Source organism: Mycobacterium pseudokansasii (assembly GCF_900566075.1).
Classification (GTDB): domain Bacteria; phylum Actinomycetota; class Actinomycetes; order Mycobacteriales; family Mycobacteriaceae; genus Mycobacterium; species Mycobacterium pseudokansasii.
Window position 1 is genome coordinate 5,969,527 of sequence record NZ_UPHU01000001.1, and the last position, 13,662, is coordinate 5,983,188.

Genomic DNA, 13,662 nt, shown 5'->3' on the forward strand with positions numbered 1-13,662 from the left:
CGGTGGACGCGCTCAAGGATGTCAACCTCGAGATCTGGCCCGGTGAGTTCGTCGTAATACTTGGTCCGTCGGGTTCGGGTAAAACGACGCTGCTCAATCTGGTGGGCGGTATCGAAGTGCCCACGTGTGGACGCATCCTGGTGTCCGGCAACGACATTGCCACGCTCAACGCAAGGAAGCGCACGGCGTATCGACGGGACCAGGTCGGATTTGTGTTCCAGTTCTTCAACCTGGTAGCGACCCTGACCGCGCTGGAGAATGTCGAGATCATTGCCGAACTCGTCGGCGAGGACTGTGCTCAGCGCAGCCGCGAGGCGCTGGAGAAAGTCGACCTCGCTGATCTCGCCGACCGGTTTCCCGGTCAAATGTCCGGTGGCCAGCAGCAACGGGCGGCGATTGCCCGCGCCATCGTCAAACAGCCGCCGCTGTTGCTGTGTGACGAACCGACCGGCAGCCTGGACCTGACCACAGCCCGGCAGGTCCTGGCGATGCTGCGAGAATTGGCCCGGGAGGGCCGTCACACCGTCCTTTTGGTAACGCACAATTCCGCGATCGCCAAGATCGCCGATCGGGTGGTGTGGTTGCGCTCCGGAAGGATCGCCCGTCAGGAGCGGGTCGCCGCCCTGGTGTCAGCGCAGGAGCTCGACTGGTGAGCCGTATCCTGCTGCGCAAGGTGCGTCGGGATCTGTGGCGGCAGCGCTCGCAGTTCCTGGCCGCGGCGGTCGTGATGGGGATCGGTGTGGCGGTCTTTGTAGGGGCCACGGATGCCTATGCCAACTTGCAGCAGTCATTCGCCCGGGTTTATGCCACGCAACTGCTGCCGGATGTTGTGATCAGCGGGCCCGGTGTATTCGGGCTCGACGAAGCTGCCCGAAACCTTCCCGGTCATCCCAGTATCGGGCTTCGCCAGCAGGCCGACGTAAGTATCCGCATCAACGGCCGCACCCTGTTCGGCCGCGCGGTCGGCGTGCCTGTGGCGACTCAACCCACAGTGTCGAAGTTGGCGCTGCGATCCGGTGCTCTGCCGGCCCGTGGGTCGGTGCTAGTGGACGAGCACCTCGCCGCGCATTACGCCCTGCACCCGGGGAGCACCGTCGAACTGCTCGGAACATCCGGTTGGCACCCCGTGTCCGTTTCGGGGTCTGCTGTGTCGACAGAATATTTGTGGCCGGCCCGCTCGCGCGCGGAAACCGTGACCACACCGGAGTACTTCGGCGTGGTGTTCGTGCCGGCACCCGATATGGTGCAGTTCGCGGCTCGGCCGGCAGCTCAGCTGCTGGCGTATGCACACGATCGCGACCAAGCACCGGCGTTGGTCACCGCTGCAACGGAATTGGCGCGTTCGCACGGACTGGTGGTCACGTCGCGCGACGAGTTGCCGTCCTACAGTTTCTTGCGCGACGGGATGGGATCGGTACGCAAGTTCGCAAGGCTGCTGCCGTGGGTGTTCCTCGTGGCAGCGGTGGTCGGGACGCAAGTGCTCTTGTCGCGACTAGTGGTGGCGCAACGAGCGGTGATCGGTACGCTGTCAGCCAACGGACTATCCGGTCGAAAGATACTTGGCCACTACCTAACTTATGGTGTGGCGGTCGGTCTGGTGGGGGCCACGGCAGGGATACTCGGCGGTTATGTTCTCGGTGGCTGGTACACCGCCCAATACACCCAGGCGCTGGGACTGCCGCAGCGGGCGACGTCGCTGTATCCCAGCAGTCTGATCATCGGAGCCGTGGCCAGCGCTGCAGCATCCGCACTAGCGGCGTGGGCCCCGGCGCGCGCCGCATCGCGGATGACCCCGGCGGAAGCGATGAGAATCTCGCCGCCCAGCGTACGCGGCCGCATAAGCATCGCGGAACGACTACTGCCGCCGCTGCGGCGTATGCCTACGCGCTGGCGAATGACGGTGCGCGGCATCACCCGCAACCGTCGCCGCACCATCCTTACCGTGGCCGGCGTGGTGAGTTCGGTATGCCTGGTGATGGTATTCGCCGGGATGCGCGACACCGTCAATGGCGTCATTGATCGACAGTACGGAGAGGTCGAACTTCAAGACGCTCAGGTCATCACCGCCGCGGGCGCTGCCGATGCCGTCGCGGGAACTTTACGAGCCGACCCCCAAGTCGCCACCGCAGAACCATTCACCCGGCTGGACGTCTCTGTGCAGGGCCGCAACAAGCCTTACGACACCCTGCTGATCGCCTTGCCGCGGGCAACCCAGATGCACCGCTTCACATCGGGCCGATCTAGCCGCAGCCTTCCCACCGACGGTGTGTTGCTGGGAAAGGGCTTGCGGGCGATCCTCGGCGTTGCGGTGGGTGACCCCATCTCAATAACGAACGCCCAGAATGGAATCCGTCTCGAGCAATCCGTCGCGGGCTTCGTCGATGAGCCGATGAGCCCGGTCGTATATGTCGCGTCCGAGCAAGTGCCTGCTCTCGCACCGTCGGGCGTATTGCTCAAGCTGGCCCCCGGCATCAACCAGAACGTGAAGGGCCAGGATGTGACGACGTTGCCTGGCGTGGTCGCCTACGTGCCCACCGACTCGATCTCCGCCACCGTCCGCACCTCTTTCTCGCTGTATAACGTGCTGGTTGCACTGACCTTGTTATCTGCCGGTGTCATGGCCGCGGCGCTGCTCTATAACGCCATGTCGGCCAACGTCAGTGAACGTACTGGTGAGCTGAGTACATTGCAGGCTGCCGGAATGGGTGCCCGCCTACTGGGCCGGCTGGTGGCGGCGGAGAATATGACGCTGGCTGCCATCGGTCTGCCGGCCGGTCTGATCGTCGGGACGGGGCTCGCTGAATGGTTCCTGTCTACCTATGTGACGCAGGGGTATCGGTGGCACCTGATGATGCACACCACGACTCCGTTCCTAGTCACGGTGGGGGTTCTGAGCGCCGCACTTTTGACTATGATCCCGACGTTTCGCGTGATCAGGCGAATGGATGTGGCCAAGGTGGTGCGTGAGCGGACGCTGTGAGCGCATGCTCGGCGATGCGCAACGGCGTCAGTAGGCGAATTCGTACCGGAGCTGGAGGCGTGGGGGTCGGCGTAGCATCGAAACGAATTTGTGTCGTCCGTCCGTAATTCCCCAGGGGTTCCGTCACGTAAAGGGCTCCAACCCGAGCCAGCCGAATCCAGATAGAAAAGGCTCCGTAAAACCGGGGGAACTTCCCGCGCCGCGCAGCACTGACGGCGCTCATCGAAAGTCCCCAGGTGTGCTCGCCGAAATTCCTCACCTGTGAGCAGCGGTCAGTGTAGTGGTTGGCGGGTGCCGGTGGTGGTGCGGCGTAGGGTTTCGGCGGCGGCCTGGTGGTCACGGAGGCGGTAGGACTCGCCGTCGAGGTTGATGACCACGGAGCGGTGCAGCAGGCGGTCGAGCATTGCGGCGGCCACGGTGGTGTCGCCGAGGATCTCCCCCCAGGCGCCCACGCCCCGGTTGGTGGTGATCACGATGCTGGTCTTCAAATACCGTTGGGACACAACCTGAAACAACGCCGAGGCGGCCTCGGCGGGCAGCGGCAGGTATCCCAGTTCATCGATCACCAACAATGTGGGGCCGGCGTAGAACCGCATCGTGGTGGCCCAGCGTCCCTCGATGGCGGCACGGTGACACCGTGCGGCCAGATCGGCGGCAGTGGTGAAGTAGGTCCTGTAGCCGGCATGTGCTGCGGCCCTTGCCAATCCGACCGACAAGTGCGTCTTTCCTGTACCAGGGGGCCCGACCAGCAAAATGTTGGTCGCCGATTCCAGGTAGCGGCACGTCCCGAGTTCGTCGATGAGCTTGCGGTCGATCCCGGCGGCGGCATCGACGTCGAAGTCGACCAGTGTGGCCGGGGTGGGAAGGCAGGCGAACCGCAACCGGCCGGCCAGCCGCCGAGCGGTGGAAGCCTCGACTTCCACGGCCAGCAGACGCTCCAACGCCACGGTCAGCGACAGGCCCTCTGCGGTGGCCTGGTCGAGCACCGCTGGGAGGGCTTCGGCGGCCGCGGCGAGTTTGAGTTCGGCCAGGTGCGAGCGCAGCTGCTGATAGCGGCTCGCGGCTGCTGACGGTGACTCCTCGACGGTGGTCGTGGTGGTGGTCTTGGGGGTGCGGGGGGTGGGGGTCATTGGATGGTCCTGTTCTGGGCGGCCCGCTCGTAAGCGGACAAGTCGATGACGGTGGAATCGGTTGACGGAGTTGACGTTTCAATGGCGGTGATGGATGGCTGCTTGAGTTGAAGCAGTTGCGCGGCAGCGGCTTTGGCCGCCGGGCCCGGTGGGATGCGTTCCTTGCGGCGGTGTGGGCGTCCGGTCGCTGCGGTGGCCATCGCGGCGGCGTCCAGGGCGATGACATGCCCGCTGTCGCGCACCATCACCCCGAGCCCGTCGGCGGCCATCCGGTGGCGCGCGATCACGATCCCGCTCGTAGTGGCGATATCGCAGAACTCACCCCCGACCGGATGCGACACCACGACCTGGGCCGCCGCCAGTTCCGGCGGCACCGAATAGCGGTTGCCGCGGTAAGACACCATCGCTTGACGCGAGGCGGTGCGAGCCTCGGCGACGATCACCGGATACGGCGTCGCCGGCGCCGGTTGCAGTGGCTCTGTTTTGGCCACCACGGCGACTGAGGACCGGCCGTCGGCCGTGGCCCGCAGCCGGGTGTCACCACGGACCCGCGTGAAGCGATCCAGACTCACCTGGGCCGCCTCGACGGTCATATCGTCGGCCAGGGTGCGCCACCAGCGTTGCGCGGCGGTGTGGTTGACCTTCTCCACCACGCCCTTGCGGTTACCGCGCCGGGCCGGGCAGATCGCCACCGCCACGCCGTAGTGCTTGGCCACCCCGGCGAACGACGCGCTCACCCGACCTGAGCCGGGGTCGCACACCGTGGCCATCCGATCGAAGCGCCACACCCGGGTCAGTCCACCCAGGCCACGGGTCACCCGGTCCAGGCCGGCGACCAGATGCGGCTGGTCCTCACTCGGCGCCAAATAGCCGCGCCACATCCCGGAATGCGACAGTGAGCCGACCAACAGGTGCGCTGTCTTTCCCCACCCCCACGATGCCGGTGGGTCGGGCAATTCCAGCCAGTCCCATTGGGTTTCCTCACCCGGCGGGTGCGGGATCACCGCGTTCGGGCGCTGCGTGGCAGTCCGGCAGGCCTCACAAACCGGGCGCAGGTCCCGGGCACGGATGTTGCGGGTCAGGCTCTGATAGGACAACCCGAACCCCAGGTCCTCGAGTTCGTCGAACAGGGTGCGGGCCCACAGGTGCGGGTCCTCGGTCAGCCTCGCGGTGACGTAGTCGACGAACGGATCGAACGGGTCCGGGCCGGGGCGGGCGCGGACCCCGGGTGTGCCGCCACCGGCCAGATACTTGCGGACCGTCTTGCGGTCGAAGCCGGTGTGGCGGGCGATCGCCGAGATCGTCCAACCACGTTTGCGTAGGGCATGTACTTCCACATCGTCCTCCCATGTGAGCATGAGAAAGCGGGCCTCCTTCGGTGGAGCAACTGGCGTCAGACACCAGCAGCTTCGAGGGAGGCCCGCCCTTCTCGGCGGAGCCACACGGGTGGGGAATTTCGATGAGCGTCAGTGGGGAATTTCAGTGAGCGCGGTCAGCACGGTCAGCCCGATACGAGCGAACGACTCGTTCAGGCGGGGCATACCACACGAATCATCACTGACCACCGTCACCGGCTGATACCGACCGGGCAGCGGCTTGGTCTGGGACTTTTGACCCGTAGTGGCGGGGCAGAAATGCTCTTTGCTCCACTCCTTGATTCAGGCGATAGTTGACGGACACTACGAGCGATCAGGCGAGACGGATCATGAGGGGATAAGCGTGTCAACAGCCAGCCGCTTGACAACCACCGGTGTGGCCGTGTTGGGGTTTACCGTTTTCGTCACGATCGCGGGACTCATCGCGAATTCGGCTGGTATGGGCGCTAACGCGGCGCTCGGACGTTGGGTTTCTACGGCCGCCGGGTCCACCCTTCCGCAACATCAGTCAGCGCCCAATCCGGGCTGCCCAGATCCTGACAGCCCCAACTGCCCGGGACTTCAGATGCCAGGCCCACACCCACCAGTGCCCGGGCATGACGGGACCAACAGGCCGGGCACGGGGCAGATAGACCCGGGACACATGGGTCCGATGGGTCCGATGGGTCCGATGGGTCCGATGGGTCCGATGGGTCCGATGGGTCCGATGGAACCAGGACGGATGGGGCCTGGGCCATCGGGTTCGTGATGTCCACTGTGGCGGACACGATTAGAGGAGGACGCGATGGCCACGTTGAAGGATGAGTTGACCGCTAAGGTCGTGGAATATGAGCATTGGGCCAAGCGCCGTCGGTTCGGCCGCTTTGGTCCCACTGACCGCAAACTCTGGGTGCTAGCTTGCATGGACGAACGCTTGCCGATCAACGAAGCGTTGGGCATCCAGGTCGATTCGCCGGTCGGCCATGGGGATGCACACTGCTTCCGCAACGCCGGCGGGATCGTCACTGACGACGCGATCCGATCAGCGATGCTGTCGACCAACTTTTTCGGCACAAATGAGATCGTCATCGTCCAGCACACCCAGTGCGGGATGTTGTCAGCAAACGCCAACGACCTCGAGGCCTACTTCAAGGCCAAGGGTATCGACACCGATGAACCCATCTTGGATCCAACGCTGCCCGAGCTAAGGCTCGACAAGGGCAGCTTCGCCAAATGGATCGGGATGACCGACGACGTTGACGAGGCGCTGCTGAAAACGATCGAGGTGTTTGAGAACCATCCGCTCATTCCCGACGACGTGACCATCAGCGGCTGGGTGTGGGAGGTCGAGACACGGCGTTTGCGGCCGCCCACGCGTGATCCGGTGCGACGGGCGCGCACTGACGCAACGGCGCGCGACTACGGCATTACCCAGCCGCAGCCTCCCCGCTGGCATTTGGGTGACGGCAAAAAAGACGTCGCCACCACAACCGACCCGGTATGCGGAATGGAACTCGTGATCGACCGTGCAGCCGGGCACCGCGATGTCGACGGGCACAGACATTACTTTTGCTCCCAGGTGTGCCTCGACAGCTACGACGCCGACCCCAGTCGCTACCTGCCCTCTAAAACTGGCGGGGTGAGTGCGTAACGATTACCCAGTCTTCCAGCTGTTCGGAGGCATTCGGGTGATCACATGGGTTAGCTGTCCGGCGGCGGCTAGGTGAGCATTGGGTCGGGGCGATTGCGACGAGTTGCTGGTTGAGGTGCCGGGGCGGCGTGGTGATGACGATAACGGTGCTGCTGCGCCGTGCCGAAACGGCGTCGGTAATCGTATCCGCGTTGGCCGCGAAGGCGAGGCGCAGCATCGGGTTCCGTACGATCGCAGCCGAGCCCGCCCGTCCGGTGGAAACGGTGCGGGTTGGCTGCGCTGCTTCGCCGAGCGTGCCGAGGCGGGGCGGGCGCTATTCACGATCTGGTTGGTCGCGGATCCGGGTGAGGCAGTGGATACTCCCCGTTGAACGAGCGATCCTTGGTCGCCAGGGAATTTTTGTTTGGCCGGCGCTGGGTTTCTGACTGCGCGGCGGTCAGCAGGATAGGGCACCGATGAGTGGCGTGCTGTCGGTGAGTGAGTCTGCCGTGGACCAGCTCACCGCGTCCGATCATGCTCTCTAATCACAACCACCGGGGGCTCGCGGCCATCCTGTTGTTGGGCAGCCGTGGTACTGCTTCGGCTGCCACCACCGCCTATCGTGCCACGTGCGGCCCAACTCGCCAGCGCCATCCCGCTGAGCAGGCCCGCTGGCATCCCGTTGAGGGCAATCGCGTCCACGCCGGAGCTGGCGCCGGTGCTGCGCATCGCCTCAACGGCAAGCTGGATCTCCGGGGCAGCCATGGTCCAGCCGTGCGGCACCGACAATGACCCGACCAATGCCGCGTGGCCGACACCCACGGTTACCGATGCGGTGCCACCGAACGGACCCCAGCCTGTTGCATTCTCACTTCTCGTCGAACCAACGGCACCGCCGTGAGTCGGGTTTGACCCGCCGCCATGCCCGTCGGCGCCGTAGTAGCTCCAGGGTCTGAGGGTGTTCGTCAATGACAGGGCCATACTGCTGGTCGCGACGGCCGCGATGTAGAGCGCGATCACATCCAATTCCCCTATCGGGGTTGGGATTGTCACGGCGGCAGCAGTTGTGAGCTGCGGGTTGAGGCTTGTCGCGATACCCAACAGCCCAGACGTCAGCGGATCAGCTGCCGTGGTCAACGCCGACAAGCTATCCCCCAGGGCGCCGGGGAATAGTTTGGCCAGAGTGGTCGGTGTATTCGTCGCCGCCGCACCGGTGGCTTGGGCGACTGCCGCGGCTTCGGCCGTGCGGCCCGGCCGGGTCGGTGCGTTGCTCGGTTCGGTGAATGGCGTCAACGCGGCCGCCGACGCCGACGCCGCCTGATAGCTATACATCGCGGCGGCATCCTGGGCCCACATTTCGGCGTACTCGGCCTGGGTGGCCGCAATCGCCGGGCTATTTTGCCCCAGAACGTTAGCCGCGACCAGCGACATCAACCGGCTCCGGTTTGCTGCGATGAGGGGCGGCGGCACCGTCATCGCGAACGCCGTCGCAAAAGCCGCCGCCGCCATCTTGGCCTGGGAAGCGGTCTCCTTCACCTGCGCCGCCGTAGCAGCCAGCCATCCCACATACGGTGTTGCCGCGGCCGCCATCGCCGCTGCCGCCGAACCCATCCACGGCTCAAGGATCAGCGCCGACACCACTGATCCATACGAAACAGCCACAGCACTCAACTCGACCGCCAAGACGTCCCAGGCCGCCGCGGCGGCCAGCATCGATTCCGGCCCGGGACCGGCATACATTCGGCCTGAATTAACCTCCGGACATAAAAGTCCGAAATCCATTGCCGTCAATCTCCTTAGCTGGTTGCAACCATGTAGGTGGCTTCAATCGCGGCATACAAATCGGCACTGGTCGCCAGGATGGTCACGAACCTGTCATGAAACAAACGCGGCCTCGCACCCCGACTGAATGGTCACGACCGACATCGGTACCACCTTACGCGGATCGTTTTTATCTCGCCGGGGCTAGCGTGGGTTAATGTTGGGATTTGAAGGAGCGCCCCAAAATCGCGAGGGTCTGAGATCGCTGCTGACGAACGAAAAGACGCCGCTCCATCAAATGTGACTCGGTGCGGAATCCGAAGTTTCAGCCGCGGAACCCACGATTGGGATTACCGACCCCGCTCACCAGCTAATCAGCGGGCCTTAGCCTCGCCACAGCCTCGCCACGACCGAAGGTCCAGGAGGTGACGTCGGCCAGCCGCACGCGAAGCTGATCATGCAGGTCGACTTCACCGCCATTTCGGTGAAAGGTAACCGTAACCTGAGACAAGTGCACGTACACGTGCGACGTACCCCCATTTGGGCAATTTGGGCAGGTGCCGTCGGTCGGGGCCTGTTGATTGTGGTCGACGCCGACCGTTTGGAGGTAGCCGAGAAGTTTCTGGTCGAAGTACCAGCACGGCTCGATGTTGCCCCTCACAGCTCCCCAGGGCAGGTACAGTGTCACGTCGACGTCTGCGCCCGGTCTGTGCGGGTTGGTCTCGATTGCATTGATGATCAGATGAAGTGAATGGTCGACGGTCTCGGATGCGCCGAGTGTCTTGGTTGCAGTCACGCTTCTCCTTGGACCTCGGAAGTCGCTGTCCCAGCCGTGACCGGGCCGTCGGCTGTACCTACCGACTAGCACCGATCAGGGCTTTGTAGTCTGCTGCTGTCCTAGCCGCAACGATGGCACCCAGCGGGCCAAGCCGAAAGTGTATACCTGCCGCCTTAAGTCTCACGGCACGTCGACCCAATCCAGGGCCCGCTGCACCGCCTTGCGCCATCCCGCGTATCCGGCGGCGCGCTGCTCGTCGGTCCACTGGGGCGTCCAGCGCTTGTCCTCTTGCCAATTGGCTCGCAGGTCAGACGGATCCGACCAAAAGCCAACCGCCAAGCCCGCGGCATAGGCCGCGCCCAGCGCGGTGGTTTCGGCGACCACCGGCCGCACCACATCAACGCCCAGCACGTCGGCCTGGATCTGCATGCACAAGTCGTTGCTGGTGATGCCGCCGTCGACCTTCAAAACCTCAAGGCGCACACCGGAATCGGCTTCCATGGCGTCGACCACGTCGCGGCTCTGGTAACAGATCGCTTCCAGCGTTGCACGGGCCAGATGCGCATTGGTGTTGAACCGCGACAGGCCGACGATCGCGCCACGCGCATCGGATCGCCAATAGGGAGCGAACAATCCGGAGAACGCCGGCACAAAATACACCCCGCCGTTGTCGGGAACCTGACGAGCCAGCGACTCACTCTGCGCGGCACCGCTGATGATGCCGAGCTGATCTCGTAGCCACTGCACCGCCGAACCGGTGACCGCGATGGAACCTTCAAGGGCGTAAACGGGTTTGGCATCGCCGAACTGGTAGCACACGGTGGTCAGCAGGCCGTTCTGCGATCGCACAATCGTTTCGCCGGTGTTGAGCAGCAGGAAATTGCCGGTGCCGTAGGTGTTTTTGGCCTCTCCCACGTCCAGGCACACCTGACCGACCATGGCCGCGTGCTGGTCGCCGAGCACGCCGGTGATCGGCACCTCGCCGCCCACCGGCCCGGTCTCCAGAGTGACGCCGTACGGCTGCAGCGGCGACGACGCCTCGATGGCCGGCAGCATCGCGCGCGGGATGGAGAAGAACGACAGCAGTTCGTCGTCCCAGTCCAGCGTCTCCAAGTTCATCAGCATGGTCCGGCTGGCGTTGGTCACGTCGGTGACGTGCGCCCCGCCGCGCGGCCCTCCGGTCAGATTCCACAACACCCAGGTGTCCGGGGTCCCGAACAAAGCGTCGCCGCGTTCGGCGGCGTCGCGCACCCCGTCGACGTTGTCCAGGATCCACTGCAACTTCCCGCCGGAGAAGTAGGTTGCCGGCGGCAACCCCGCCTTGCGGCGGATCACCTCACCGCGGCCGTCGCGCTGCAGCGCCGCCGCGATCCGGTCGGTGCGGGTGTCCTGCCAGACGATCGCGTTGTAGTACGGCCGGCCGGTGCGCTTGTTCCACACCAGCGTCGTCTCTCGTTGATTGGTAATCCCCAGCGCCGCAATGTCTTTGGACGAAAGATCCGCCGCGTTGAGCACCGACATCAGCACCGAGGCGGTGCGCTCCCAGATCTCCACCGGATTGTGCTCGACCCACCCGGCGCGGGGCAGGATCTGCTCGTGCTCGAGCTGGTGACGGGCCACCTCGGCGCCCCGGTGATCGAAGATCATGCAGCGGGTGCTGGTGGTGCCCTGATCGATGGCGGCTACGAACTCTGAGAACTCGGCCAACTGCACTCCTAAACGTGACGTCGAACACTCGGGTTAATCGTCCATGATGGGCCACCAAAGGGTAAGCATCGACGCCTACCCGGGTCGCACTTGCGCGGCGGGCGCTAAACCGGTTGCATCGGCGTTGTGGGCGAAGAGGTCAAGCGCACCACGTATGACCGCACACACCGGCGGGAATACCGGCGCAAGGTGCAGATCTGTCTTGACGTCTTCGAGACGATGCTTTCCCAGTGCAGCTTCGATTCCGACCTGCCGCTCACCGGGATGGAAATCGAATGCAACCTTGTCGACGGCGACTACCAGCCCGCCATGTCGAATCGGTCTGTACTGGACGCGATCGGCGATCCGGCCTACCAGACCGAATTAGGCGCCTACAACATCGAATTCAACGTGCCACCGCGACTGCTGTCCGGGCGTTCCGGCCTGGATTTGGAGGCCGACGTGCGGGCCAGCCTCAACGACGCCGAACGAAAGGCCGGTTCCGACGGCACCCACATCGTGATGATCGGCATCCTGCCCACGCTGATGCCCGAGCATCTGACCGAGGGCTGGATGAGCGAATCCACCCGCTACGTCGCGCTCAACGAATCGATCTTCGACGCCCGCGGCGAGGACATCCCGATCAATATCTCCGGCCCGGAGCCGTTGAGCTGGCAGGCCGCCTCGATTGCGCCCGAATCAGCATGCACCAGTATGCAATTGCATCTGCAGCTGGCTCCTGCCGATTTCGCCGCCCACTGGAACGCGGCTCAGGTGCTGGCCGGCCCGCAGCTTGCGCTGGGCGCCAACTCCCCCTACTTCTTCGGCCACCAGCTCTGGTCGGAAACCCGGATCGAACTGTTCGCCCAATCCACCGACACCCGGCCCGAGGAACTGAAGTCCCAGGGCGTGCGGCCGCGGGTGTGGTTCGGCGAGCGGTGGATCGGCTCCATCCTGGACCTGTTCACCGAGAACGTCCGCTACTTCCCGTCGCTGCTGCCGGAGGTGTCCGACGAGGATCCGGTCGCCGAGCTCGCGGCCGGACGGGTCCCGCAGCTGGCCGAATTGCGCTTGCACAACGGCACGGTCTACCGGTGGAACCGGCCGGTGTACGACGTCTCGGCCGTGGCCGGGGAAGGACGGCCGCACCTGCGGCTGGAGAACCGGGTGCTGCCGGCCGGACCGACCGTCCTGGACATGCTTGCCAATTCGGCGTTCTATTACGGCGCGCTGCGCAGCCTGGCCGAAGCCGAGCAGCCACCCTGGACCACAATGAGTTTCGCTGCGGCGCAAGCGAATTTCTTCGCAGCCGCCCGGTACGGCATCGACGCACCCATGCACTGGCCGGGCCTGGGTGAGGTGACGACGCGGGAGTTGGTGTTGAGGACGTTGCTGCCGATGGCTCACGACGGACTGCGGCGCTGGGGTGTCGACGCCGAGGTGCGCGACCGGTTCCTGGGTGTCATCGAGGGCCGGGCCAGCGTCGGCCGCAACGGCGCCACCTGGCAAGTCGCCACCGTGCGCGGGCTGGAGGACGGCGGGATGAACCGGCGCGCGGCATTGGCCGAGATGCTGCGCCGCTACTGCGAGCACATGCACGCCAACGAGGCGGTGCACACCTGGGGTGAGTAGGTTGGGAACCATGACTTCTGAGGTAATGGACTGGGACGGCGCATATCGGGAGCAGGGCGTGTTCGAGGGCCCGCCGCCGTGGAATATCGGTGAGCCGCAGCCGGAATTGGCGGCGTTGATCGCGGCCGGGAAGGTCCGCAGCGATGTGCTCGACGCCGGATGCGGGTTCGCCGAATTGTCGCTGGCGCTGGCAGCGGCCGGCTACACCGTGGTGGGCATCGACCTCACGCCCACCGCCGTCGCGGCAGCCACCAAAGCCGCCCGGGAGCGGGGGCTGAGCACCGCCAGCTTCGTGCAGGCCGACATCACCGACTTCGCCGGCTATCCGCCCGGCTCCGAGGGCCGCTTCGCCACCGTGGTGGACTCGACGCTGTTTCATTCGCTGCCGGTCGAGGGTCGCGACGGCTACCTGAGCGCGGTACATCGCGCGGCGGCGCCGGGCGCCAGTTATTACGTGCTGGTGTTCGCCAAGGGGGCGTTCCCGGCCGAATTCGAAGCCAGGCCCAACGAGGTCGACGAGGACGAGTTGCGGGACGCGGTGAGCAAATACTGGGAGATCGACGAGATCCGGCCCGCGTTCATCCATGCCAATGTGCCGCAGGTTCCCGCCGGAGCCCCGTTCGAAATGCCGCCGCACCCGCGCGACGGGAAGGGCCGGATGATGTTGCCGGCCTATCTGCTGAGCGCGCACAAGGCCGGCTGACCCGTAC

The 13,662-nt window shown here is 65.0% G+C and carries 10 protein-coding genes; 5 read left to right on the forward strand and 5 right to left on the reverse strand.

Annotated features, from left to right (window positions below; genetic code table 11):
- The first annotated feature begins 2 nt into the window (after window positions 1-2).
- Both EET10_RS27000 and EET10_RS27005 read left to right on the forward strand, forming a co-directional pair.
- On the forward strand, window positions 3-653 hold the full coding sequence (locus tag EET10_RS27000) for an ABC transporter ATP-binding protein (protein ID WP_243410756.1): 651 nt from the start codon (window positions 3-5) through the stop codon (window positions 651-653).
- Complete coding sequence (locus EET10_RS27005) at window positions 650-2,980, forward strand: ABC transporter permease (protein ID WP_083134965.1); 2,331 nt, start codon at window positions 650-652, stop codon at window positions 2,978-2,980. Before EET10_RS27000 ends, EET10_RS27005 begins: the two co-directional genes overlap by 4 nt.
- A 272-nt stretch (window positions 2,981-3,252) precedes the next feature.
- On the opposite strand, the gene istB is transcribed toward EET10_RS27005, so the two are convergent.
- Window positions 3,253-4,110, reverse strand: coding sequence for an IS21-like element helper ATPase IstB (istB, locus tag EET10_RS27010; RefSeq protein WP_036406693.1), 858 nt, complete (start codon window positions 4,108-4,110; stop codon window positions 3,253-3,255).
- Window positions 4,107-5,468 carry a Mu transposase domain-containing protein gene (locus EET10_RS27015; RefSeq protein WP_036398549.1) on the reverse strand — a complete coding sequence of 454 codons (1,362 nt, stop codon included), beginning with the start codon at window positions 5,466-5,468 and terminating at the stop codon, window positions 4,107-4,109. Before EET10_RS27015 ends, istB begins: the two co-directional genes overlap by 4 nt.
- An 802-nt stretch (window positions 5,469-6,270) precedes the next feature.
- Between EET10_RS27015 and EET10_RS27025 the strand changes: the two genes are divergently transcribed.
- Window positions 6,271-7,116, forward strand: coding sequence for a YHS domain-containing protein (locus EET10_RS27025; protein ID WP_036405546.1), 846 nt, complete (start codon window positions 6,271-6,273; stop codon window positions 7,114-7,116).
- Between the two features lie 498 nt (window positions 7,117-7,614).
- On the opposite strand, the gene EET10_RS27035 is transcribed toward EET10_RS27025, so the two are convergent.
- The 3 genes from EET10_RS27035 to glpK all read right to left on the reverse strand — a co-directional run bounded on the left by EET10_RS27035 (window position 7,615) and on the right by glpK (window position 11,341).
- Window positions 7,615-8,877, reverse strand: coding sequence for a PPE family protein (locus EET10_RS27035; RefSeq protein ID WP_036405549.1), 1,263 nt, complete (start codon window positions 8,875-8,877; stop codon window positions 7,615-7,617).
- 349 nt (window positions 8,878-9,226) lie between these two features.
- Window positions 9,227-9,652, reverse strand: a complete 426-nt coding sequence (locus tag EET10_RS27040; RefSeq protein WP_036405551.1) for a hypothetical protein — start codon at window positions 9,650-9,652, stop codon at window positions 9,227-9,229.
- Between the two features lie 162 nt (window positions 9,653-9,814).
- A complete protein-coding gene (glpK, locus tag EET10_RS27045) occupies window positions 9,815-11,341 on the reverse strand; it encodes a glycerol kinase GlpK (RefSeq protein WP_122502868.1) in 1,527 nt (508 codons plus the stop codon).
- Between the two features lie 126 nt (window positions 11,342-11,467).
- On the opposite strand from glpK, the gene EET10_RS27050 reads away from it, so the two are divergent.
- Together EET10_RS27050 and EET10_RS27055 are read left to right on the forward strand one after the other, a co-directional pair.
- Window positions 11,468-12,952, forward strand: a complete 1,485-nt coding sequence (locus tag EET10_RS27050; protein WP_036405553.1) for a glutamate-cysteine ligase family protein — start codon at window positions 11,468-11,470, stop codon at window positions 12,950-12,952.
- A 10-nt stretch (window positions 12,953-12,962) separates the two neighbouring features.
- Window positions 12,963-13,655: a class I SAM-dependent methyltransferase gene (locus EET10_RS27055; protein ID WP_036405649.1), complete on the forward strand. Its 693-nt coding sequence runs from the start codon at window positions 12,963-12,965 to the stop codon at window positions 13,653-13,655.
- Window positions 13,656-13,662 lie beyond the last annotated feature (7 nt).

Bases quoted from the DNA above. Each gene is read 5' to 3' on its own strand.
- EET10_RS27035 (WP_036405549.1), bottom strand. From the start codon at position 8,877: ATGGATTTCGGACTTTTATGTCCGGAGGTTAATTCAGGCCGAATGTAT.
- EET10_RS27025 (WP_036405546.1), top strand. From the start codon at position 6,271: ATGGCCACGTTGAAGGATGAGTTGACCGCTAAGGTCGTGGAATATGAG.
- istB (WP_036406693.1), bottom strand. From the start codon at position 4,110: ATGACCCCCACCCCCCGCACCCCCAAGACCACCACCACGACCACCGTC.
- EET10_RS27015 (WP_036398549.1), bottom strand. From the start codon at position 5,468: ATGCTCACATGGGAGGACGATGTGGAAGTACATGCCCTACGCAAACGT.
- EET10_RS27055 (WP_036405649.1), top strand. From the start codon at position 12,963: ATGACTTCTGAGGTAATGGACTGGGACGGCGCATATCGGGAGCAGGGC.